This window comes from Lentibacillus sp. CBA3610, from assembly GCF_013373365.1.
GTDB lineage: Bacteria > Bacillota > Bacilli > Bacillales > Amphibacillaceae > Lentibacillus.
In genome coordinates this window covers 2431851-2456865 of record NZ_CP035925.1, presented here as the reverse complement: position 1 = coordinate 2456865, position 25015 = coordinate 2431851, and the positions used below count along the sequence as shown (strand labels likewise).

The following is a 25015-nucleotide window of genomic DNA, read 5'->3' as shown; positions in this document are numbered from 1 at the left end:
AGGGAGTGTTTTATTCATGAGAAAGTATCTTTTATCACTGGCTGTTCTGTTAATGGTAGGATTTCTGGCTGCATGCGGCGATGATGGAGGCAGCGGTGAATCAGAATCTTCTGGCGGGGAGGATTCAATTAAAATTGTTGCTGCCCATAACCAGACAGATCCTGAAAACCCGTACCAGGATGGTTTGCTGGCATTTAAAGAAGCTGCTGAATCCGAATCAGATGGCCAGATTGAAGTAGAGGTTCATGCTGGAACGATTGGAACAGAGGAAGCAGAGCTGGTTGAAAAATTAAAGACAGGTGCTGCTGATGTTGTCCTCGTGTCACCTGGATTCATGACATCCACTGGTATTGATCAAGTCGATCTTTTTGCTTTCCCTTATCTGTTTGACAGCTATGATCACTGGGAAACGGTTGTGAATGGTGAAGTCGGCGATGAAATGGCACAGATTATTAACGAAGAATCCAATAACGACTTTAAACTATTGGGCTATTGGACAGCCGGTGTACGGCATTACTATGGCAAAGAGCCAATTGAACAGATGGAAGATTTGGAGGGGATGACAATTCGTACCCAAACATCCGGTGTTGTTTCAGAATTCTGGGAAGAAGTAGGGACTGTCCCCACGTCAGTATCATGGGGAGAACTTTACCAGGGATTGCAGCAAGATGTGGTTGATTCAGCTGAAAACGCTTATCCTTACTTTGTGCAGCAGGACCACCATCAAACTGAAAACGGTAAATATATTACAGAGACTGGGCATGATTATACAACACGTTTCTTATTAATCAATGGAAATGAATTTGACAATTATACAGAAGAACAGCAGGAAATTATTATGAATGCAGCTCAGGAATCTGTAGATGCAGAATGGGAATCATTGTACAGCCAGGAAGAAGAATATAAAGAAATCGCGAAAGAAGACGGAGCAGAAATCAACGAGATTGACCGCCAGCCGTTTATTGATATTGCAGAACCTATTCAGGACAAATATGCTGAGGAAATTGGTGTAATCGATCTTCTTGAAAAAATCAGGGAGGCTAAATAAGAAGCATGGATACATTTGGGGGACACGGCAGGAGGGTTGTGTCCCTCCTGTTTAGTTAGGAGGATTAGCGTGGATAAAATTATAAAATACATCGAGAGAACTCAGATTGTCATCGGCGTTTCCTTTCTGCTTTTATTCTTTTTTGCCGTTTTGTTTCAAATCGTCACACGGCACTTGTCGATTTCAGTCATCTGGACGGAAGAAGTGGCAAACTACTCATTTGTGTGGGCTGTTTTTATGGGCGCTGCCGTCATGGTGAATCGCCGTGACCACTTCAGTTTTGATATTTTAATGAACAAATTAACAGGGAAAAAGCGGGCGATATTAAGTATTTTCAATGATGCCATCCTTATTTTATTTAATATTGGAATCTTCTATTTTGGCATTCAAGTGGTTGGCCAATTCTGGGATTATAACTGGAATGCCTTACCGGATATGAAAATGGGATATGTGTGGATCTCCATTCCGATTATGGCTGGGACGATGATTATATATTCCCTGGGTCATCTGATTCAGCATGTGAAAAAATTCAATGAAGGAGGGGTGCAGGAATGATTGGCTATCTTCTTGTCGGTGTATTTTTGGTTTTAATGTTGATTGGCATACCAATCGCTTTCGTTATAGGCATTGTGGCATTTTTGGGAATTATAAATATTGAGTATATCCCTGAAATGAGTGTGCCAATGCGGATGATGAATGAACTGAATTCATTTGTCCTGTTAGCTGTGCCTCTTTTCATTTTAGTTGCCAATTTAATGAACCAGGGAAAAATCTCAGAGAAATTAATCGAGTTCGCCCTGGCGATCGTCGGATCACTCCGCGGTGGGCTGGCACAGGCGAATATTTTGGTTTCGATGATGTTCGCCGGTGTTTCTGGTGCCTCCCAGGCTGATACAGCCGGTGTAGGTAAGATTCTGATTCCAAGCATGAAAAAAAATGGTTATGATGATGAAACGGCAGTTGGTGTAACGGCTGCATCTTCAACAGTAGGTGTCGTTATTCCTCCTAGTATTCCTATGATTATATTTGCAGGTATTACGAATGCCTCAGTGGGGGCATTATTTTTGGCGGGTATCGTCCCCGGTATCCTCGTCGCCCTTGCGATGATGATTTTTGTTTATTTTGTGGCTAAAAAGCGGGACTTTCAGCGCTATGAACGAGTTGAAGCAAGCAGATTCTTTAAATTGCTGTTTGAATCACTGCCAGCATTGTTAACACCAATCATTATTATTGGCGGTATTGTAGCCGGTGTGTTTACGGCGACTGAGGCAGCTGCTGTGGCGGCAGTTTATACCCTGCTGGTCAGCATGTTCTTTTATAAGACGTTAAAGCTTTCGCATTTGCCTAAAGTTTTATTTGATACATTATCATTAAGCTCGTTATCGCTGTTTGCGCTTGCGGCAGCTGGAGCACTTGGTGAGCTTATGGGCTACTATCAATTGGGCATGCAGGCACAAGCATTCTTTACCGATTATATTGATGCAAAGTGGATCTTTATCATTATTACGATTCTATTCTTCTTATTCATTGGTACATTTATGGACGCTATTCCGGCGATGATTCTATTTGTGCCGGTGATTATGCCGACTGCCGCTCAGTTTGGGTTGGACCCGGTGCATTTAGGACTGATCGTTGTTATGACATTGGCTGTGGGGTTGGTCACGCCACCATATGGGCTATGTCTGCTCCTGGCATCGAAAATTGGGAATTTGCCAATCGAGCGGTCTTTCAGGGCGGTGCTTCCTTATATGACAATAATATTAATTGTGTTAGGTGCGGTTGCGTTTTTCCCTGAAGTCGCGATGTATGTTCCGAAAATGTTAAACCCCGATTTATTCTGAAGCTGAGGTGAAAGTGAATGACTGACGTTAGTAAACGTGCTGCAGCAAAGGCTGCTCTCAAATATATACACAATGATATGACACTTGGCCTCGGGTCGGGTTCTACCATGTATTACTTTTTGGAAGAATTGAGCCATCTTGTAACGACAGGGTGGCGTATGACAGGTGTGCCGACATCAGAACGGACGGCCGGATGGGCTCAGGACTTTGGCATTCCGCTGGTGGAATTGAAAGGCGAGACGGTTGTCGATGTGGCAGTTGACGGTGCCAATCAGGTGAGCGAAGACTTCCATATGTTGAAGGGCGGGGGCGGCTCTTTGGTGAGGGAAAAAATTGTAGATGCTTCAGCCAAAGAGTTGGTCATCCTGGTCGATGAATCAAAATGTGTGAGGCAGATCAATCATGCTGCGCTCCCTGTCGAAGTTTTACCGTTTGGCTGGGAGAAAACAGCCGTCACAATTGAAAAGCTCGGTTATGAACCGGTATTAAGATATCAAGGTAAGTCACCTTTTATTTCGGATAATAGCAATTATATTCTTGACTGTCATTTCCAGCAGCTAGACAATCCGCAAGAGGCACACTGGCACTTAAAGCAAAATGTCGGAGTTGTCGATACAGGTCTGTTTATTGGACTGGCAGACACTATTATTATCGGAAAAGAAGAAGGAGCTGTCGAAGAAAAGCGGCGAGAGCAAAGTGCAGATCAGGAGGTACAACCATGAATGATATTATTACGATCGGGGATGCGATGATTGCTTTTAACCCCTCCAGTACAGGGCCAATGAAATTTGTTCCTTCGTTTAACAGGAATATAGGCGGTGCTGAACTGAATGTAGCTGTCGGCTGTTCCCGGCTTGGACTGGAAGCCGGATGGATCAGCCGGCTGGGCGATGATGAGTTTGGCAAATATATACGTAATTTTGCCCGGGGAGAAGGGATTGATACGTCGCAGGTTGACTTCGTTAAAGATCATCCAACCTCATTGAATTTTAAGGAAATTATGGAGGATGGCAGTGTCCGCACGTTTTATTACCGTGAGAAATCACCAACTGCTGCCATGACACCTGATGATTTGTCTGAAGAGTATTTTAAACAAGCCAAGGTTCTTCATATTACCGGTATTTTTCCAGGAGTGGCTGGGAACAATCTTGACGTCACAAAAAAAGCGATTGAACTGGCAAAGCGGTTAGGTCTGACGATTAGTTTCGACCCGAATATCCGATTGAAATTGTGGTCGAAGGAAGAAATCAGCAGGGTGTCAAAATCGTTTCTGCCTGATGTGGATATTTTGCTGGCCGGGACTGAGGAGATGGAAATTATTTTGGGCGAAAGTGACCCGGAAAGGATTATTGAAGCCTGTCAACCATATGATATCGGCCATATTATCCTTAAACAGGGAAAAGAAGGATCGGTCGGTTATCACAATGGGCAATTCATTGATTCGCCCGTTGTCCCGCCGCGGAAAGTCGCCGATACGGTTGGGGCAGGAGACGGGTTTGATGCTGGTTATATATACGGCTACTTGAACAACTGGCCGCTTGAGAAATCATTGCGGTTTGCCAATACAATTGGTTCGATGGTTGTTGGCGTTGTTGGTGATAACGAAGGCCTTCCGTATTTGGAAGATGTGCAAATGAAGCTTGGTGAAATAGAGCGGGTCGAACGCTAAAGGAGGGGAGCGCACATGAAATTACAGTTGGCGCTGGATCGTTTAACATGGGATGAATGCATGGATGTCTTAAATCAGACAGAAAAATCGATTGATATCATTGAAGTCGGTACAGGTGTCATAAAGGAATATGGTATGGCGATTGTGAAGGAAATTCGTAAACGTTTCCCTTCTCACCTAATTATGGCTGATATGAAAACGTGTGATGCCGGTGGTCATGAAGCACGGCAGGCTTTTGGTGCAGGGGCTGATATTGTCACTGTTATGGCATTTTCCTCGGCGTTGACGATTCAGGATACGGTGGATGTTGCCCGGGAATATGATGGACGTGTGATGGTAGATTTACTTGAGGTTCAGCACCGGGAAAAGCTAAATGACCTTGAAAAACTAAGTGTGGAGCTTGTCAGCCTGCATGTAGGAAAAGATAAGCAGAAAAAGGGAGCTTTCAATACGGAAATGTTTCACTTGGTGGAAGGTTTCCCGTTTGAAGTAGCCGTTGCCGGAGGTATTGACGAAACGACTGCTGAACAGGCTGCTTCAGGCCATCCGGCTATTATTATTGTCGGGAGTGCTATTACGAAGGCCGATGATTCTGCACGGGCTGCGGAGAACATCCGCAAGATAATTAAGGGGTGAGGCCATGCTGAATCTGTGTACAATTGGCACCAGCCAAATCACCCGTTCGTTTATCGAGGCTGCAGAAATGGTTGACGATGTTCATGTAGCGGGTGTCTATTCCAGAGATTCGTCTAAGGCAAAGGAGCTAGCTGAGGCCTATAATATTGCTAACACCTACACCGATATGGACGCAATGCTGGCTGATAAACGCCTGAATACCGTTTATATTGCATCGCCAAATGTGCTCCATTTTGAGCAGGTAATGGCCTGTTTGAAGAAGCAGAAGCATGTTATTTGCGAGAAGCCAATTTTTACAAACATAACCGAATTTCATGCTGCTTATGAAGAGGCTGACCGGCAGGGTGTCTATCTTTTTGAAGCGATGCGGAATCTCCATACCCCAAATTTCTGGCAGCTAAAGAATGCCCTGGAATTGATTGGAAAGGTGCGGAGTGTTTACTTCCAACGCATGCGCTATTCGTCAAAATATGACCGGTTCCTGGAAGGAGATCTTCCAAACGTGTTCTCCAGGCAAATGGGCGGTGGTGCTCTGCGCGACCTTGGTGTCTATCCGCTAAGCTTGACAGTGGCACTGTTTGGTGAGCCTGAGTTGTCGTATTATCATGCTCTTCAGCTTAACTCAGGAGTGGATGGAAGTGGAACGATGCTGTTAGACTTCGCGGGTTTCAAAGGGACCATCATGTGTTCAAAGATCTCCACTTCCTATAATGCCAGTGAAATTCACGGTGAAAGAGGAACGCTCATCATTGATGATGTAGCACCTATCAAAAAGATTACATTTATCCGCAATCAAGGAAAAGAACCGATTGATTTGTTTTTAGACGAGGAATTGCCAAACATGAGCTATCAGATTCAAAATTTTAAATCGATTATTGAGTGTGGCTGCCGTGAAACATACACATATTACCGGAACATCAGTGAACAAGTTGTATCGATTATTGACAGGCATGGAAACTGACAGTATATTTCATTTTTTAAAAGGGCGGTTTCGTATAAGCTGCTGACTTATGCGGAAACGTTCTTTATAATGTTCAGGTCACAGTGACACCCCGGATTTAGTCGAATTAGAGATAATGTTGGCTTCATACGCTGCACAGCCCTGTCATCAATTCAACATAATATTGATGCTGTTATTTGCCTTTTTAATTTTCTTGACGAATTTAATTTCTCTGTCTTCGTTTTTGAAAGGTAAATCATTGTTCATTAAATTCGTCCAATGTGTTCTGTATGCTTGATCTTTGTTCACTATTTTATTTAATAACTCTAGAGCGCCAGGGTTACGCGGGTTAAACCCATATCCTGACCTTATAAACTTTTTAAATACATCTAATTTCTCATGCGTTAGCCGGTTGTATGGCTGAAAGGCGGAAAGATAAAGCAGTTGTCTATACCCTGCAAATATCATTAACAAGGTTCTGTCTATTATGTTCATAGGCTAGCTTTTTGTATTTTTGCGGAACGTCTTTATCGATTCTATATTTTTCAATATCGTTTTCTGCCCAGCCTGTTAATTTTCGGATTTTTGCAGTATCTTGACCTGTTTCTTCTAACAGCAGCATTACATATTCATATTTAAATTTAAAGTAAACCTTTTCAGTAACACAGGAATTAAGCAATTCAGCTGTCCACTCCAGTTCAGTCATGCTTTTTTCGGTCATAAACACGGGGACCTTTTTGTGAGGATCAATGACCGACAATATGTTAAATGCATCCAAACCCTTTAGAAGTAAATATTGGCCGTCTTCGTACTTGCAGACATCCATAAGGGGACCCATTCTTTTTAAGTAGACACTGTAATTCCTGGCAGCTGTTCTTCTTGTTGGCAAGTAGTTATGACGTACATTTATATTTTTAGATGAAATCCATTCAATCCTATAACTGACCACTATATTCACACCCTTCACCTTTTTAAAAGGTATGCCAGTCAAAGGATGTCCTATGAACAGTGTTAAATGGTGAGTTAGTACCTTCTGGATGAAACAGTATTCGTTTATTAAAATGAATATTAGTCTACTCCTCATCCCTACACTCGAAATGATGTTACTGCTAAACTAAAGTAGACAGAAATTGCTAAATAAAAATGAACACTTGAGTGAGCCTCTTTTTTTCATAAATATTACATGTCTTCTCACCTCTACAATCGAATTGAACCTGGAAAAAGTGGCGTTGTCAGCTAAAAAAATAAAAAATATTTTTCATTTTCATGCCCCCAAATGACAAATTGTTTCGATTGTAGGGGTGAGAGATCGTCTATTAATCTAATGTTTATGAGGGATGGAAATGGAGAAAGGTACATCACATTCGAGGAGATTTTCAATCAAAACGAGCGGCGGATTTACTATTACATCCACCGGCTGAACATCCAGGATCCACATCAGGAATTTTATCAGGAAGGTCTGGTTGTGATGTGGAATGCCTATGAGAAATACCGTCCGGAGAAGGGGTCAATGGCAACGTATTTCAACTATATCATCCGTAACCGCATGATCGATCTGATGCGAAAGGAAAACAACGAGCTGTATAAGCTGTCACATTACGCTAATAAGATCGGCCGGATTTCGATGACTGGAATGATTATCACAGCGGCGGGAAGGCGTCACTCGGTGGCAAAAAATGAAGTTGATGTTGTAGAGGACCATGCCACGTTTTGGCGTGAAGTGCGTGATCAGCTCTCGGAAAACCAATGGAAATGGGTGCAGCATCACATTATCGAGGACAAGCCACTGCGGGAACTTACTGAACAGGAAGGTGTGACTGTCGAGGCGGTGAAGAGTTGGGGGGAAAGGCGCGAGAAGGAAATTGCGTGAGGTTAGTTAGTAATCGCCATGCGCATAGCATTCTTCAATGAACTCGTTCATATGCCGAGGTTCGCGCCCTGAACACCAAGTAGATCATCGAAAGCGTCGTCCTTGACTTCCCGAATTATGTCTTTTTATGTCGAATATAATTATGAGGTGTGGGACAAGAAATCGGCATGTCGCCAATCTATGAACAAGGATAGGAAGAGTAAATGCAGAAAAATTATGCTGCAGACAGAATCGATTCTAAGACCGATTATGAATCAGCCTACAAAGACGCAGACATCATTTTTCTTGGCACAAGCTCATTGAGAAATTAATATCTTTAAGAAATAGATTGTTTACAGTTTAAGTGTTATTATATTTAAAATTCAATAGTAGGGAGGAACTTCTTTTATGAGCGATTATTCATCACCTGTGGTACATTCAGTAGCAAAAGTTCTTGAACTAAGTAGGGATATTGAAGATAAACTTCAAGGATATTTAGTAGATAAACATGAACGCCCGGATATTTCCTATGAATTACTAAAAATATTAACAATAGCAGATGATTTAACTCAACTTGCAGATCCAGAAAAAACATCTGGAGAGTTTTTTGGTCTTCCAAAGGATGTTGTTGCAGGGTCTAAGGAGCCAGTTTCATTTTCTAACAACCTTGGATGGGATTTTGGCCCTTGGTTTAGTGAGAAAAGCACCAGTTTAAAACAGGGTATTCAAAAAGTAATAAAAAATTGGGATTGTGACCCTAATACAGTTAATTTAGTAAGTGATGCTCCGATGTCCAAGAACGAATATCTAAGGTATGGGATAGATAGTGGGCTTCATGAAGTTAAGACATATGCTAAAGTTATATTTGATCAATTATTTTCTGACCAGGTAAAGGTAGAGAAATAAAACAAAAAACATTTTAATCTGTGACATCGGGGACTGGGTTTGGTTCCTGTCACTTTCTGGGTTTTATTATTTTATGCCGAATAAAATTATTGTATAGGAGCTGCTGGTTCGGAGTATAGGTCGCCCAGTAAGAGTACCAATAGACAGTGAGTATATGCCCGCATTAGGTATCTCTTCTTCTGCCTTTGTAAATCATGGGTGGCCAGGAAGTTATAATGACTTCTCTGAGCGATTTTTAGTAACTGCTGAAACTAAAACGTATGAGCCTGATATGGTAAATCATGGGGTTTATGAAGGAGCCTACCAAAAGTATTTGAAGCTGTATCCTAATTTAAAAGAAATTTACGATTGAGCTGGTGTTGGTGGATTGAATGCGTACGCCTGTTGTCTACCCGACTTTCCAAGAGTATTCCTGAAAATAATCAGGATGCTGGCAGGTTCCTGTTGAAGCGTTTTATCCTGCAAAGCTTTTTCATCCAGGAAATTACTGAACAGGAAGTCGTTACAGTAAAGGCGATGAAGAGTTGCGGAGTAAGGTTACCAAGCAGAATTAGCGTGAGGTGACGATGAGATACCGCATGATTTTAGGCATTTTGTTCGCCCCAACTTGTTACCGCATCAACCATGTTTATCCATAATGGTATCCTCATCCTTACAATCGAAACAAATCCATAAAAAGTGGCATATCTAATCCAAAAATTTTTAAAATATTTTTTCGGCCTCATGCCCCTAAATCCAAATTTGTTTCGATTGTTATTATGAAGATAAGCTTGCCTTATATAACTGCTAAACTAAAGCAGACAGTTTTCGCTAAATAAAAATGAACACTTCGGGGGAGTTTGAATCGCTCTTTTCCCCTTATGAGTTAATTTTAGTGATGAAAACGAACAAATGTTCTTGACTTTTAGTGAAATATAGATTATATTATATCTAACCAATTATAAAAAGTTTAAGGGATGATGCTGTGATTGCATCCTGTATTGGCTTGAGGGATTGAGAGGTATCGTGTCGAAGTGGATGTAAAGTTTTTCCAAGGGTGGTAGGGGCAATATTGTTGATTTGCCGGATAATTCGTTGAAAGTAAACGTAAAATAAAATATATGTAGTAGCCAATGGTCGTCTATGCTTAATGGAGCTTTCATCGTCCAATGGCATACCAATCACTGGAAGAGTGAAGAACGACGATTCAATTGTCTCAAAACTTCATCGTAAGAGGTTTGATGAAAAAGGCAGCTTTTCAATTAACAAATATTTAAACGATTTACTTGGTTTCAGAATCGTGGATCAAGACTTTGTACCTAACTTTCATAAACTTACTGATTATATCAATCTTAAAAATGAGGGCGAAACAGGATTAGAGCAAGTGAACGCCAGATAAAGGATTATAAAGCTTTTCATATCTACTTTATGGGAGTGTATAATACCTGTTTTCCATTAGAGCTTCAAGTTTGGGATGCTCAGTATGAACGGTCTAATTTAGACTCACATAAGGTTTATAAAAAGGATTATACATATTGGCCAACCAAATATCGAGATGGCTGATGGTATTACGAAAAAGGAGGGATTTGCTATGTATGAACATTTAATATTACTTCACAGCGATTATAGTGAAGGGAAGCGTATTGCTTTTCATCAGGTGCATAAGAGCGTGCTCGGCTTAAAGGACTTTAAAGAACTGACTGATAAATTAAAAGCATTCTATCCTGAATTGTCTTTCGGCTTTCATCATGTGAAAACTGACGCAAAAACTTGGGAGTCAGTTGTAGAGTACGACAAGTTCTTTCAAGAGGTATTTCCGGTTAATAAGTTTGAGACGTTTACCCGCTTTCTTGCTGATGAAGATGAAATAACCTCGTTCGATATAGCAAATCTTATCACATCTAAACTTGAATGTACGCATTTAAAATTACAGAAGTTGCTTTACTTTTTCTATGTAAGCTATGTTAAAAAGTATGCTGAAGCTCCTTTTAAAGAAAAATTAGTTGCCTGGCAACACGGACCAGTAGTAGAAGAGGTATATGATATGTATAAAAAATACGGTAGAAGTAGTATAAATGAGCCTGCCGAGGATAATGACGTCTTGATTTATAAAGATGATGAGTTTAAGTTATCGGTATACTCACGTTTTCTACAGACCTCAAGCTGTGGTAAATATCTGGATGTGCTTGATGAGACTCTCGATAAGTACGAAAGTTATAATGCATGGTCATTGGTAAACCTAACACATCAACCAGGAACGCCTTGGGATATTGTGACTGAAGGAGGTAGACGCTTAAACAAAATAATCGATGAAGATTTGATAAAAGAATTTACGATGAAGCACTAGTCTTTCGCTTTAAAATGCGGGAGGCTTTTTTGGTTGGGGGTGCCTGTAACCGAGCAGCCGATAAGGAGGGAAATTAATGGAGTAAAAGCCTCCTGTCATTAATCCGGCTCTGAAAGAAGAACAGCCGGGATTATTTTTTCTCTTTATTCACTAAACCGGCGGATACCAGATGTAATAAGGATTGGATATGACAAGATTTTAGACGAATTTTCCCTGCCAGCTGATAAAATACAATAAATTGAAAGTCATACATAATTGAAGAAGATAAAAAGGCCGGATAACACGGCCCTTTTATCATGTGTTTGAGTAATTTTAAGGCTGTTCAGCACTGGTCTCAGCTGGTAGCTCTCGACCAAGCCAATCGCGATAAAAAGTCTCTAAGTACGGCAAGAAATCAAATACGATTGGGTATCCCGGCGCAGCTGCCTCCACTTCTAACAGCGTGGCACAGCCCGGACAAATAAACTCGCGGATTTCCATCCAGTCCGGATCATAGCTATGACGTCCAGGATAGATTTCAGCAATCTCTTTCTCTTCATCCCGAACATTAATCACAGCGTTTAACTTCCAGTTGTTAGTGTAATGACCAAACTCATAACCGCAGCCACATTTGACAACTCGCTCGCCTTGAGGCTCACTTTTTTTAGCAACAATATACAAATGCTCGCCAATCGGCAACAAGATCTGGTCGTTAAATTTCACCCGTTCTTGAAGAATATCGATGTACTTGAAAAACCGGTCGTCGTCTTTATACTGACTCATAATTGATTTCGTCGACTGCCAAGGCAGCGTACCGTCAATTAAGTCACGAACTATTTCCTTATCATAGCTTGCCATCGTTATCACTCCTTACATTGTAAAGTTTTCCGGCAGCTGCCAGAATTCACGGAACTCTTTGGCAAATTGGCTGGAAATGCCCATTGTGTCCTGATACATTTTATGCACTTCGGTAACAAAGTCCTTTTCCAACACGCGCTCGCGCTCGGATGCAATCCAATCCTTAACAGGCATAGCCTTATTTAACCGGGAGTTTCGGACTTCTTTGCGTCGAGCTTCGGTTGCTTCTGAGTTGACACGCCAAGCGTTACGCTCCTCGTCATGCTCAAGCACTACAGCATGAGTTCTTTGGGCAATTTCCGGCGTCACATAGCCGTTCTCAACATCCCGGACAACATCCAGCGGGTCCCGCTCGATGGGATCGCCATAGCCGCCTCCACCATTGTATGAGTGTGCAAACAGATCCCCGGCTTGCAACGGTTTGTCAATATGCGGGCCTTCAACCTCTTTCTTCTCGCCTTCAACCAACCTGTCCAAGTCGGTCGTGTATGGGTCTTCCCCCAACGAGTGAGGTAATGGTTTCTGTTCTTCAATCAACTGCTGAATATTGCTATCTCGCACAGTGAAGTGCCTGTGGGCTGTCGGCGCTGGATAGCCACCGCACATGCCGGCGTTGTCATACACACGACTTGAATGTTCGGACGTAGCAATCGTCACTTCATCTGTATTGTGCACGAGCCAAAGTGAAGTGAAGGCTGTACCGCCGCGGTTGCTGCCGGGTCCGCCCGAATCAGCCGCGATGCTTCGCCCTAAGTAGAGCATCGGTATGCCCTGCTCCCAAACTTCCATATTGCCCATGTCAGATTCGGGATTCCAACCAACATAGCCATTATCGATCCCGTCTTTTATACCAAGGGCGCCACTTCCGGCTGCGGAGCACTCAAACATAGCCATGCCAAACTGGCTGCCGTACTGACTTTGACCACCCATTTCTACCATTGGACTGTTTACCTGACCGACAAACGCTTCTTCTTTGAATCCCCGACTCACAAAGCCACGGCTGAGCAACCGCTGAAAAATGCCAAAGGCCGGTAACAGAAGTGCCCAGGACGTGGCCGTCGCTACGGTATGGCGGTCTGGATTGGTCCAGGTCCCCGACGGTAAATTCATATCTGTAGCCAGCCAGGCTCCGTCGTTCACCTTACCTTCAAAGTTCATAGACTGAGTTAGGGTGACAAACAAGCCGCCGTCCATACCAGCTGGCGTACAATTCATGGAGTGATAGCCCCAAGAACCGGTGCCTTCAAAATCCAAATGCATGTGGCCATCGCCGCCCACATCCAATTCAAGCGGGATGGAATACAGCAAGTTTTCATCACCTAAAGGTAAAATTCCAGGTTTACCCTCAGTGAGGTGGCCATAAAACGTGTGTCCCCTGTAGCGACCGGGCACCATAAGCTGTTGAACCTTCGAAAGCTGCGCGCGGCGACCTTCTTCAATGAATTCACGGGTAGCCCGCTTGTAGTAGTCCAAACCGACTTCATCGATAAGCTCTTTCACCTGATCCCGCAATTCCAGGTTAGCTGCTAATTTTGCTTTATCGTCAAACATCCAATAGATAGGCATACGGAGGTTCCGTTCCAATCGAATCAGATAGTCCCGGCGCAGCTCGTCTTTCTCGCCCACTTTTTCGGCACAAACGAACAAGCCTTCAGTAAAACGTTCTTGGGCCAAGTACACGTCACCACCTGGTGTGATGCCGCCGACCTCCAATTCGTGAGCGACTGTGCCGGCCCAGCCGACAAGCTCGTCATTATGGAAAATCGGTATAACAACCATTACGTCTGGTACTTGTACCGTACCGATAAAAGCGTCATTGTTGGCGAACACATCACCAGGACAAAGACCAGGCGAGTCCTCGTAACCATTTTGAATCATCCATTTGATAAACCGGCTCATCGTATGCACGTGAACCATAATTCCTGTGGAAAGGCTAATCGCGTCACCTTCAGGGGTGTATAACGCTACAACCATTTCCCCTACCTCTCGCACACCGGGAGAAGCTGAAATGCTTCTGGCCATCTCCCGCGATGCTATCGACATTGATCGAAGCTTTGTGTGCAGGCTTTCATAGCGCAGAGGATCTTCCTCACGGTATTTTAATTCCGTTATGCCAGCATAACAACCTGTTTCTTGGAATTTACGATCGTTCTCAAGCAATTGCTCCTTAAGCCCCGTGGCTTTGTTTTCTACTGCGTCATTCATAAGGATCCTCCTTTTTTAGATTGAACCTCGGTCTACAATACGTTTCCAACTGAATTTTGCGTGTCCTCGCCGTGTTCGTAGTGCAGAATAGTCCATTCATCTACACGGACCCGGTCCCCCGCTGGGATGACCAAGGTCGTAGCAGGGTGCTCGACAATGGCAGGGCCCTCAAGCACGTTGCCGGGCTTCAGCATGTCCATTTCCCAAAGCTGTGCCTCATGCCACGCACGATTGTAATACATAGACCGCTTCCCTTTGGCGGCCTCGGGATCAGGATTCTTGGACCCCAAAGGACGGCGACTCAGCTCTGGCTTCACTTTTTCCACACGAGCATTTAAGCCGAGTTCCATAATTGTATAACCGGCTGTCCCATAACCGGACACACTGCGGTTAATCTGTTCGTACAGGTCTTCAAAAGCTTGTGTAAGCTTATCTAAATCTTCATCTGACTCTAATTTGGTCACTGGTGCTGCAACTTCGACATCTTCCAGTTGGCCAGTGTAGCGCATCATGGCGAATGGCTCACAAACGACTGCGTCTGCTTCATGACCTTCAGAGACCAACTCAGAGCGGGCTTGGGTATCAAGTTCGTTCCAGATTTCATTAATCTGACGTCGCGCCTCTTCCCTGTCCATATCCGAAGAATCGGGTCCGGTCATAATATGGACGGATTGGCTGTGCCTGTGCAAGTAATCCGCCGTAGTGCAACCAAAGGCTGAAAATGCTGCCGCAAACGGGAATGTCATGACACCTTTAAAACCTAGGCTGCGGCTGTACTCAGCCATGTGAAGCGGTCCAGATCCGCCGTAAGCCATCAAGTGGTACTCACCTGGATCAACACCACGCGTCGAAATAATGGATTCAATGGAAGACTTAGCTTCCATCTCCAGCATATTCACCATCCCCTCAGCCGCTTCATAAACGTCAACTCCCAATGGATCGGCAACTTTCTCTTTCAGAACCTGCGTTGCCTTCTCGATATTAAGTTTGACCTTGCCACCGAGAAAGTTATCAGGGTTCAAGCGACCCATTATCGCATCACAGTCAGCAATCGTTGGCTCTGTACCGCCCATATCCATAGCCACCGGACCCGGCACTGAGCCAGCGCTTTCCGGACCTAGACTAACCTTACCTGTGTGTGGGTCCACCTTAACAATAGTACCGCCGCCGGCACCGATGGTATCCATTGCTAGTGTCGGCAAATTCAGTTTAAACCGGGCCAAGGTTGGCTCATCTTCAATAGGGACTTTGCCACGGGTAATGGCACCGATGTCAAAGCTCGTTCCCCCCATATCACTGACGATCACCGAGTCCGTACCGATCAATTCGCCAACATGTTTTGCTCCCAATAGGCCCCCGACCGGCCCCGAGATCATTGTCTCGTGCAGACGAGGATAGCGTACGTCCGCGAGCCCTCCGTATGAAAGCATCGTTTGCATGCTGTGTGGGAAACCATGTTCCTTAGCAGCCGCTTCAACGCCCAGCAGCTGCTCACGGCCTCTAGCTGTTGCATATGCCTCGATGAGCGTGCTGTTTAACCGGGATTGTTCGCGAATGATCGGACGAACCTGATGACTAAAGTAGATTGGGATGTCGACGTCATGCTCAGCCAGTACCTTCTTGGCCGCTTCGCCAATTTGTAATTCGTGTTCAGGATTGACGTGTGAATACATGCAACAGATGCATAATGCCTCGATATCCTGCTCCAAAAGCTCTTCCACACCGCTGATTGCCTCGTGGTCATAAGCTGGAATGACGACCTGACCGAACTGGTCGACACGCTCGGTCACACCGCGCACCCGACTGAGGGGCACAAGAGGCTCGGGAGACGCGTGGGTGACTGCATGCAAGCGGTCTTCATAAGAATAACCGGCCCATGACTGAAGGCCTCTTCCCATAAGTATGGCATCTTCCATGCCCCGTGTCACAATCAGACCAATGCGCTTTCCGCTCCTTGATAACAACGTATTCAGCATACCCGTACCTGAATAAAGGACTACCGCCAATTCTTCAAAGGTTTTGTTGACATCCAGGTTCCAGAGACTAGTAGCGTCACGCGCTGATTCAATAAATCCTTCCGATTCGTAATTAGGTGTAGTCGGTGCCTTACCGACAGCGAAGTTGCCTTGTTTGTCCACGAGGATTGTGTCGGTCATCGTACCACCGGCATCGATGCCGAGTACAAGTGGTTTTGTTTGTTTCATGTCGCATATCCTCCTTCGTTGGTTTTAAGTCGGCTCAATCTTGTTTCAAGGGAACTTAAGATCCATTGATTCGAATCCTGCGCCCCTTGGATTGCTTCAGTTAACTTTTTATCCATATTTTATCGCAGTTCCACCTCCTATTAAGTACATTAACCGTCCAGACGGTTTGTTGTCAACACTAAGAAATGAAATTTTTTTCAAAATTATTTTTCATGTTGTTAAAGCCTGATTTTTTTGATTGCAAAATCCTTCGAAGTAGAATTGTTCTTAATGATGATTTAATACTGAACTAAATTTTCTACAGGCAAGTTATCAGGGTATCCAGAGGAAGACCGTTCAAATCGTCATACGTGTAATAACGCACATATATATCGATGATAGTTGTTTAGTAGATTCAATAAAATTCGTGATTTAGCCTTCAGGATACAACAAATTGGCATGGTAATGATTAGACATTACAAGATCTTTTGAATCATACATATTTAAGTAAACTTCTTAATAAATAAAGCTTTTTACTTCCCTATGTTGCTTTCCTTTTCAGTAAAAACGTCTTCGTTTTGCTCAGTTACATGATCTTTTTTCGTTTCTGATGTAGGATGTATGGGATATCTTACTAAAGTTGATCCTGTATCTTTCTCCTTAAAATCTTCTTTGACAGATTTAATAAACGAAATCGTCATTAAAGCAAAAACCAAAATCATAGGGACACCTACAATAACTGAAGACAATTGGACGGCATCCAACCCGCCTATAGCCAATACAATGATACCGACGGATCCAAGAATTAACGCCCAAAATAATCTATGGATACGAGAGGGTTGACCAGTGCTATCTAATTTCTTACTTGCAACAGATGATAAAATCAACGAAGCGGTGTCAAAGGTTGTTGCTGAGAATACAAGATAGGCGACTACAAATAGTGGTATGAGAATCGCAGTCAAAGGTAGTGTGTTGATAACAGCCATTATACCTTCTGTTTGTCCACTATTAACCATTATTGAGCTAACTGGAACTAAATTGGATAATTCAAGGTTCAATGCGTAATTTCCAAAAACACCTAAAAATAGCCAGCAACCCACTGGCCCTATTAAGCATTGGGTAATAATCACTTGTCTTATCGTACGACCCTTGGAAATTCTGGCAGTAAACAAACCTATTAATGATGCGTAACCAATCCACCATGCCCAATAGAAAACAGTCCAATCTTGGGCGAAACTTTCATTATTAATGGCGCCAAGATTAAAACTCATTCTAAAGAAATCATTAAACATGACACCTATGGATTGCATGGTATTATCCAGTATAAAGACTGTTGGGCCGACAAGGAACACGAAGGCAGTTATGGCTGCGACGATAATGATATTAAAATTTGACAATCTTTTAAGTCCTTTCTCAAGACCCAAATATACACTTCCTCCAAATAAAATTACCCATAGACCGATAACAATTACCATTAACCCAAACGTGACAGGAATATTAAACATTTCACCTAAAAATCGCGCTATCATGGGAGCTACTAAGCCTATGCTTGTTCCTACTACCCCGATTAAACCAAACATCATGGCAATATCGACGATTTTACCCAGTAAACCGTCAGAATGTTTACCTAAAATAGGTTTACAAGCAGCACTAAGTCTCAAATGAGGTATCTTTTTCACATATAAAGCATATGCCATTGGGACACTTGGAAGAGCATAAATGGCCCATGCGAGTATTCCCCAGTAAAAAAAATCAAAGGGCATAGCCCAGTCCGCTGCACTTAATGTACCTGATTCTACTCCAAAGGGCGGGTCATTATAAAAAGTGATCGGTTCGATAATCGATTGATACATAATTTCCCCGCCTATCCCCGTAGTAAAAATCATGGCAAACCAACTGAAATTTGAAAATTGTGGTTTATCGTCGGGGTCTCCTAATTTGATCTGACCATACTTGCCAAAAACAAGCCACGCAAAAAAGATAAGTATCATGAATGGAAACATGACGAAAATCCATCCAAAATTACCAGTGATGAAGCTTAATATTGTACCGACAACATTTGCTGCACTCGAAGGATTTATTCCAATAGGCACTAAAACTAACAGTAAAACGATTAGAACAGGCCATAGCACTTTATGTTCAATATTCAAGTGCTTCAAATTATTACCTCCCTTTAAAATATAATGTTCTAAAAAGTGATCGTAAGTAGCGTAACTCTTATTAAGTAACTCAGATTCCGCTCTCTTAAATAACACCTGAACCCGTATTAGTAATCCAAAGTCTTCTGGGGAATCGACATTTAAGTCGAGTCGGATTCAAGATGATCATTTTCCCACTCCATCTATTCAGCACCCCCATAAAAGAACTTATTTTAATCATGGCATTCCATAATTAAGAAACCATCAGTAAAGATACTATTTTCAAATATAACGTAAATAAAATATTGTACAAAATGTTTATTCACTCCAAACCGTCTGGTTAGTTTGTAAAATTATTTCTGTACAGCGTTATCTCCGTATTTATCTTAGAATCTCTGAACATATCCCGAAAATGCTTGAAAATCCTTATTTATGGAACTTTTCAAACTTATGTTACACTAGCGCCAATTTGATTGAGGAGGTATGTATGTGGCAAGTCATAACAAAAGCTATCCGATTTATAGGTTTATAGGAGAGGATTAAAATGAAGAAGACACTTGTTATTTTGATAACACTTTTATTATCAATCGTTATGTACGGTTGCACATCAAATGGGAATTCAGAGGATGCTGGAAGTAGCAGTGGCGCTTCAAATGAGACAGGTAATAACAACGAGGAAAAACCAACATTGACTTTTGGGAAAACACCATGGACGAGCACTATTCCACCAACCGAAATAGCTAAAAAGGTTTTGGAGAATATGGGTTATAAGGTAGAAGAAAAACAGGCCGAGCTTGGAGTTGTTTTTACTGGTTTGTCAGAAGGTGATGTTAACATCTTTATGGATTACTGGGAACCTCAGCACGAACATTATCTGGAGGAATATTCCAGTTCGGTGGAGGTTGTATCTACAAGCTATGAAAATGCGGATTGGGGAATTGCAGTTCCTGAATATATGGAGGATGTTAATGATGTCGGCGATTTAAAAGGTAAGGAAGACACAGTAAATAATGAAGTGTTGGCAATACCAGAAAGTGATCCAGCAGTTCAAGATATTCCAAAGGCCATTGATGCATATGATCTGTATATGGAAATGGTGAATTCCTCAGAGGCGGCTATGTTGGCTGCGGCTCAAGAGAAAATAGACGAGCAAGAACCAGTTGCGCTGTTTGGATGGCGTCCGCATACCATGTTTAATATGCTTGATATAAAATTATTAACGCACGAAGAAGCTCCAGAGCTTTTTCCGAGTTCTACCGTTAAAGTTGTTGCCCATGAAGGATTGAAAGAGAAGGCACCTGAGGCATATGAATTTTTAAGCAATTGGAGTATACCAATTGATGATCTTGAAGATATGCTCGTCAAAATTGACAACGGGGAAAATCCCGAAGATGTTGCACAGACGTGGATTGATAATAATCAAGACAAGATTGACAAAATGAAGGGTAATTAATGATGACATGCCATTTATTCAAACCCCTCATACGAGCAATTCCATCATGACATTTACAATCAAGTACATTGCTTGAACGTCAGATTGTCCATTGATATTCATTTAACAAAACAATCAACAAAAGTCCTGAGATGTGATGCCAAGCGATAAAAAAGTGAATTGGTAATCCTTTTGGACACTTGCCCTAAAAAAACAGAAATAAACTAAGCCTCAGTCAAATTGAAAAAAGTGGATTATATTTTGAAACCCAGTAAAACGGCGTGATACAACAAAATAGTGTGAGTTGATAAGTAAACAAATTTAAGTAATGAAGGGAGAAACAAAAATGCCAAGATTGGAAGGCAAGGTTGCTATTGTTACAGGTGGAGCAGGGGGGATTGGCCAAAAAACAGGCGAGATTTTTTTGAAAGAAGGAGCCAAGGTCATTCTTGTAGACATGAATAAAGAGTCACTTGATAAGGCAAAATCAAATCTCAAGCATTATGGAGATGTCATCACGATTAAAGCTGATGTTTCGAATGAAAATGATGTAAAAAACTTTGTCAATAAGACAGTTGAGAAATTTGGGCGTATTGACATCTTCTTTAACAATGCGGGTATTGAAGGTAAGGTTGCTCCAATTGTTAATCAGCATATAGAAGATTTTGATAAAGTATTCAAAGTGAATGTACATGGGGTTTTTCTGGGACTTAAACATGTACTTGCTGTCATGAGTAAGCAAAAAAGTGGCAGTATTATCAACACATCCTCTGATGCTGGATTGTCGGGAGATCCTGGGATTGGTCCTTATGCAGCATCAAAACATGCAGTGGTAGGACTCACTAAAACAGCCGCATTAGAAGTGGCGAGTGACAATGTTCGTGTTAACTCTATTCATCCTACTTCTGTGAATACGCGAATGATGCGCTCCATAGAATCGGGGATAAACCCTGAAAATGACTCTAAGGCAAAGGAAGAGCTCATGAATGAAATCCCGTTAGATCGCTATGGGGAAACACGTGATATATCCAATCTTGTTCTCTTTCTTGCTTCCGATGATAGCAGCTTTATCACCGGCAGCCAGTATCGGATTGATGGAGGTATAGGTGCAAAGCATTGATGGCAATATGGGTGTAAAATAATATTCAAGGGTTTGGGCCGGGGCATCTATCTTCTTTTCGACTTGGATAGGTGCCCCTTTTTATTTGAAAATGGGGATGACAAAACCCAAGATGTTGCGTAGTCCCTATTTTGTTGGTCTCCGAATAAGTTTGACGTTTTTGGGGCTCTTGCGGCGAAATGAGCCTTCCTCAAGTGCATTTACAGTTAAATAGGCTGATTTCCCTTTCTTTTTTCAACCAATTGGTAAAGCAAATCGCTCACCCCTCTGAACTCGTTGGCATGATAAGGATTAAAAACAATATAAGTAATTTACACAAATACTCAAAAATAATACTGAACCTTCTACAAAATTATATACTTTGCATTGACAATAAACCGAATAGACGGTTAATGTTATGGATAGAATTAAATTCACGATGTTTTACAAGCATGTCATGAAGGAGGTGTAGGCATTTGGATAAAAAAATGGAGCTATTTGAGGCAGCACAACGTATTATCAACACGAGAGGTGTATCGCATTTAACATTAGATAATGTCGCAAAGGAAGCAGGTATAAGTAAGGGCGGACTGCTTTATCACTTTCCAAATAAGAATGCGTTAATTGAAGGTGGGATTAACGGGGTGTTGGAAAATTATTCGGAAGAAATGGAAAAGCTCGATAGCAAAGATACTGACATTGGGCATTTCTTAAGAAGCTATGCTGAAGTATCGCTTAATAATCCACAGCAGTTGACTTCAGGGCTTTTGGCAGCAATTGCTACAGATCCAGAGCTGCTTAAACCTATACAAGATCACTACCAGAATTGGCAACAAAAAATTGAAGAAGATGGATTGGATCCAGTTACAGCGACTATTATAAGACTTACGATTGATGGGTTATGGTTTAGTGATATGTTTGGGTTGGCTCCACCAGAAAAAGAACTTAGAAAGGATTTGTTGGAAAGGCTGTTTAATTTAACACAAGCGGAAGAATAATTCGGATAATTGTGTTTAAATTCAGGTCGTGAGAAATAGACGGAAAATTATGATTGATTACGCCGTGCAGCTCACTTTTTTGGAAGCAATGAAATATTTGAGTATGTACCTGAAAATGGATAGGAGGAGATTGAAATGAGTAAGAAAGTCATTCTTTCAGCAGCATTGACAGGAGCAGGGGATACAACATCCAAAAACCCGGATGTTCCGGTAACGCCAAAAGAGATTGCTGACTCGGCTATTAAAGCAGCGAAGGCAGGGGCAACGATCGCTCACATTCATGTGCGTGACCCTGAGACAGGCGGGTTGAGCCATGATGTAAATCTGTTTCGTGAGACAGTCGAGCGAATCCGTGAATCGGACACAGATGTCATTATTAATATCACTTCAGGTGGCGGCGGTGACTGGGTTCCAAGTGATGACGATCCAACCAAGGGCGGCGAAGGAACAGATATGCAGACACCGGAACAGCGTCATGAGCCAGTTGGAGAGCTTCTTCCGGAAATGTGCACGTTGGATTGCGGCAGTACCAACTTTGGCAATATGTTGTATGTAAGCCCGACAGACTGGCTCCGCCGGCAGGCTAAGCTTGTACAGGAAAGCGGCGTGAAGCCTGAGCTTGAATGTTTTGACACCGGACATGTCCGCTTTGCCAATCAATTGATTAATGAAGGTTTGATTGATGGTGATCCACTGTATCAATTCTGTCTGGGTATCCCGTGGGGAGCGGCAGCTGATGCAGAAACACTGTCTTATCTGAAGAGTCGTATTCCGGAGAACGGCAGATGGGCAGCTTTTGGAATTGGCCGGATGCAAATGCCAATCGTTGCTGAATCGATACTCCAGGGAGGTAATATCCGTGTCGGTCTTGAGGACAACTTGTACTTGAAAAAAGGCCAGCTGGCAACAAATGAACAGCTCGTTGACAAGGCTGCCGGCATTGTAGAAACCCTTGGAGCCGATATTATGACACCGGCGGAAGCAAGGGAAGAATTGAACTTACTAGACCCATACAGAAAGGAAGACTAACATGACAACAGCACCATTGATTAACCGATGTAGGGACAGATTTCAGCAGGCTGATTATACGATTACGCCACGTAATACTTGCGTCTGCCCCGGGTCAGGGTCTAATGCAATTACACAAAAGTTACTGGTTAATAGGGATCAAACGAAAAATAATCATAAACCAAATGGGTGATACTGGAAACTCCCAAATTCTGTTCATTTACTCAGCCAGCTTAGCCTGGACAATATAACGATCGGGTGCGTGTCCTATATAATCAAATGGATAACATGTTGTCAGCGTTAAAGTCGGCTCTTCTTTTTCGACAATAACCGTTCGATCATCTGCATCGGTAATCCATGTTTTATCGATTTCATATTTAAAGGTCTCACCATCGTAATGGACTTCCAATGTATCACCTTGATCCAGCTTGTCCAGACCGATAAAGACTGTGTCACGATGACCGGAGAGTACTGTATGACCGCCTTCGCGATTTGGGACCGTTGTCCACTCACTCACATACATCCCAACGCCTTGGTCGAGAGTATGCTCATCCGCTCCCCAATACGTTGTAAAACGCTTATCCATAGCCGGAATATCCAGTTTTGCTATCTCGGATCCGTTTTCTATATCAAAATTGAGAGTTAATGGATCGACTGTCACATCATTTTTTTCTGGAATATTCTTATCAGCTGTAGCAACGGCTTCAGCTTCTGCCTTCTCCGGAATTTCCTGAACTGATTGTGTTGCCTGAAAATAATTCCAACCACTGTAAGTAACAATAATAAAACCAATTACAAACAAGAAGAGCGATAATTTACGGATCATTGGACTTTCCTCCAAAACTTGAGAAAGGCAGGCGTCAGAACCGCCTGCCTTAAGGTTTATTGACGCTTGCGCAAACCAAGCGCTCCAAGTGCCATAGCTCCTAAACCTCCCAGGATACCAAGTGGTAACGCTGTTGAAGTATCTGGCAGTTCGCCACCCTCTTCATCAGTTGATGTTGATTCATCTGTTGTTGCAACATCATCTGATGATGTACCTTCTTCAGAGGAAGCAGATTCAGCGGTGGATACGTCCTCAGATGCTTCTTCTGTTTTGTCAGCATTTTCGGATGCATCATCATTGCTGGAAGTAGCATCCCCTTGAGGTAGGCTCTCACAAGCAATTCCGTCTCCATCTCTATCCAAATCATCCGGATCGCCATCCTGTTCATCGAAATGTGCCTGAGCTTCTGATTGTGTGTCAAAATCATCACAGTTTAGAGAGTCGTTAGCAAAAGCCGATTGAGCTGTACCGAACATAAAAAGTACTGAAAGCAAAGCTGCCAATGTTAAACGTGTCCATTTCATTTTGTTACACCTCCCCAGATATGTATTTTAAAGCATAGCAGTTACAAGATGATTCTACTATTACTAAAATCTACTATTTAATGTAACTACTATAAGTAATGTAACATATTGGTAATAAATTTGTAAAAAAATTATGTATGTTAGGGTGAAGGGGTACTTGCTATAAGAGTGGGAAGAAGGTGTGTATACACTTTAGCCAAGACCCAATAAAATAAATTCCAAAATTGAGTTATAGTCAAATGGTTAGAGTACTAACACAGATGAACATCAATGGTGGGGTTGAACTAGCCCCGCAAGATGACGATTTTATGGATTATATGGAGATGTTTATCGTGGAAAATATTAGGAAGTAAAAAGAGATGAGCCAGGTTTATTTCATATACTGATTGCGGTTATGATACAAATGAGCACCCTAGTCACTGACAGAAGGTTGGATCTAGTAGTACTGTCACTTGTAAAAAAAAACGGTAGCAAAGAATCATTGCAGTTGTGATTTGGGACTGTTCAGTGCCTTGGGGTCTGGGAATCTAAAGCCATACCCAGACCATTA

At 42.4% G+C, this 25015-nt stretch carries 21 protein-coding genes; 14 read left to right on the top strand and 7 right to left on the bottom strand.

What is annotated here, in order from left to right; all coding sequences use genetic code 11:
* Nucleotides 1-16 precede the first annotated feature (16 nt).
* The 7 genes from Len3610_RS12145 (at nucleotide 17) to Len3610_RS12115 (ending at nucleotide 6155) form a co-directional block, all read left to right on the top strand.
* A complete protein-coding gene (locus Len3610_RS12145; protein ID WP_176448187.1) occupies nucleotides 17-1048 on the top strand; it encodes a TRAP transporter substrate-binding protein in 1032 nt (343 codons plus the stop codon).
* A gap of 69 nt (nucleotides 1049-1117) precedes the next feature.
* Nucleotides 1118-1603, top strand: coding sequence for a TRAP transporter small permease (locus tag Len3610_RS12140; RefSeq protein ID WP_369693573.1), 486 nt, complete (start codon nucleotides 1118-1120; stop codon nucleotides 1601-1603).
* Nucleotides 1600-2889 (top strand): TRAP transporter large permease, encoded by a 1290-nt coding sequence (locus Len3610_RS12135; RefSeq protein ID WP_217994021.1) that lies wholly within the window; start codon nucleotides 1600-1602, stop codon nucleotides 2887-2889. Before Len3610_RS12140 ends, Len3610_RS12135 begins: the two co-directional genes overlap by 4 nt.
* A gap of 17 nt (nucleotides 2890-2906) precedes the next feature.
* Nucleotides 2907-3611 carry a ribose-5-phosphate isomerase RpiA gene (gene rpiA / locus Len3610_RS12130; protein WP_176448186.1) on the top strand — a complete coding sequence of 235 codons (705 nt, stop codon included), beginning with the start codon at nucleotides 2907-2909 and terminating at the stop codon, nucleotides 3609-3611.
* On the top strand, nucleotides 3608-4558 hold the full coding sequence (locus Len3610_RS12125) for a sugar kinase (RefSeq protein WP_176448185.1): 951 nt from the start codon (nucleotides 3608-3610) through the stop codon (nucleotides 4556-4558). Before rpiA ends, Len3610_RS12125 begins: the two co-directional genes overlap by 4 nt.
* Before the next feature lie 15 nt (nucleotides 4559-4573).
* Nucleotides 4574-5194, top strand: coding sequence for a 3-hexulose-6-phosphate synthase (hxlA, locus tag Len3610_RS12120; RefSeq protein WP_176448184.1), 621 nt, complete (start codon nucleotides 4574-4576; stop codon nucleotides 5192-5194).
* Between the two features lie 4 nt (nucleotides 5195-5198).
* Entirely contained in the window at nucleotides 5199-6155 is a 957-nt protein-coding gene (locus Len3610_RS12115; RefSeq protein WP_176448183.1) for a Gfo/Idh/MocA family protein, read from the top strand.
* Between the two features lie 427 nt (nucleotides 6156-6582).
* On the opposite strand, the gene Len3610_RS12110 is transcribed toward Len3610_RS12115, so the two are convergent.
* Nucleotides 6583-7092 (bottom strand): hypothetical protein, encoded by a 510-nt coding sequence (locus Len3610_RS12110; protein ID WP_176448182.1) that lies wholly within the window; start codon nucleotides 7090-7092, stop codon nucleotides 6583-6585.
* A gap of 372 nt (nucleotides 7093-7464) precedes the next feature.
* On the opposite strand from Len3610_RS12110, the gene Len3610_RS12105 reads away from it, so the two are divergent.
* The 3 genes from Len3610_RS12105 (at nucleotide 7465) to Len3610_RS12090 (ending at nucleotide 11215) form a co-directional block, all read left to right on the top strand.
* On the top strand, nucleotides 7465-8004 hold the full coding sequence (locus Len3610_RS12105; protein ID WP_176448181.1) for a sigma-70 family RNA polymerase sigma factor: 540 nt from the start codon (nucleotides 7465-7467) through the stop codon (nucleotides 8002-8004).
* A gap of 387 nt (nucleotides 8005-8391) precedes the next feature.
* On the top strand, nucleotides 8392-8889 hold the full coding sequence (locus Len3610_RS12100) for a hypothetical protein (RefSeq protein WP_176448180.1): 498 nt from the start codon (nucleotides 8392-8394) through the stop codon (nucleotides 8887-8889).
* Nucleotides 8890-10459: 1570 nt separating this feature from the next.
* Nucleotides 10460-11215 carry a Panacea domain-containing protein gene (locus Len3610_RS12090; RefSeq protein WP_176448178.1) on the top strand — a complete coding sequence of 252 codons (756 nt, stop codon included), beginning with the start codon at nucleotides 10460-10462 and terminating at the stop codon, nucleotides 11213-11215.
* A 312-nt stretch (nucleotides 11216-11527) separates the two neighbouring features.
* Here Len3610_RS12090 and Len3610_RS12085 read toward each other — a convergent pair whose 3' ends face one another.
* From Len3610_RS12085 to Len3610_RS12070, 4 genes are all read right to left on the bottom strand, one after another.
* Nucleotides 11528-12052 (bottom strand): acetone carboxylase subunit gamma, encoded by a 525-nt coding sequence (locus tag Len3610_RS12085; RefSeq protein WP_176448177.1) that lies wholly within the window; start codon nucleotides 12050-12052, stop codon nucleotides 11528-11530.
* Nucleotides 12053-12064: 12 nt separating this feature from the next.
* Nucleotides 12065-14257: a hydantoinase B/oxoprolinase family protein gene (locus Len3610_RS12080; RefSeq protein WP_176448176.1), complete on the bottom strand. Its 2193-nt coding sequence runs from the start codon at nucleotides 14255-14257 to the stop codon at nucleotides 12065-12067.
* Nucleotides 14258-14289: 32 nt separating this feature from the next.
* A complete protein-coding gene (locus Len3610_RS12075) occupies nucleotides 14290-16461 on the bottom strand; it encodes a hydantoinase/oxoprolinase family protein (RefSeq protein WP_176448175.1) in 2172 nt (723 codons plus the stop codon).
* A gap of 512 nt (nucleotides 16462-16973) precedes the next feature.
* Entirely contained in the window at nucleotides 16974-18599 is a 1626-nt protein-coding gene (locus Len3610_RS12070) for a BCCT family transporter (protein WP_176448174.1), read from the bottom strand.
* Between the two features lie 523 nt (nucleotides 18600-19122).
* On the opposite strand from Len3610_RS12070, the gene Len3610_RS12065 reads away from it, so the two are divergent.
* From Len3610_RS12065 to Len3610_RS12050, 4 genes are all read left to right on the top strand, one after another.
* On the top strand, nucleotides 19123-20031 hold the full coding sequence (locus Len3610_RS12065) for a glycine betaine ABC transporter substrate-binding protein (RefSeq protein ID WP_176448173.1): 909 nt from the start codon (nucleotides 19123-19125) through the stop codon (nucleotides 20029-20031).
* Nucleotides 20032-20356: 325 nt separating this feature from the next.
* Entirely contained in the window at nucleotides 20357-21130 is a 774-nt protein-coding gene (locus Len3610_RS12060) for an SDR family NAD(P)-dependent oxidoreductase (RefSeq protein WP_176448172.1), read from the top strand.
* A gap of 455 nt (nucleotides 21131-21585) precedes the next feature.
* Nucleotides 21586-22107, top strand: coding sequence for a TetR/AcrR family transcriptional regulator (locus Len3610_RS12055; protein ID WP_176448171.1), 522 nt, complete (start codon nucleotides 21586-21588; stop codon nucleotides 22105-22107).
* 135 nt (nucleotides 22108-22242) lie between these two features.
* Nucleotides 22243-23136: a beta-keto acid cleavage family enzyme gene (locus Len3610_RS12050; RefSeq protein ID WP_176448170.1), complete on the top strand. Its 894-nt coding sequence runs from the start codon at nucleotides 22243-22245 to the stop codon at nucleotides 23134-23136.
* A 199-nt stretch (nucleotides 23137-23335) separates the two neighbouring features.
* On the opposite strand, the gene Len3610_RS12045 is transcribed toward Len3610_RS12050, so the two are convergent.
* Entirely contained in the window at nucleotides 23336-23941 is a 606-nt protein-coding gene (locus Len3610_RS12045) for a class D sortase (RefSeq protein WP_176448169.1), read from the bottom strand.
* A gap of 56 nt (nucleotides 23942-23997) precedes the next feature.
* Nucleotides 23998-24465, bottom strand: coding sequence for an excalibur calcium-binding domain-containing protein (locus tag Len3610_RS12040; protein WP_176448168.1), 468 nt, complete (start codon nucleotides 24463-24465; stop codon nucleotides 23998-24000).
* Nucleotides 24466-25015 lie beyond the last annotated feature (550 nt).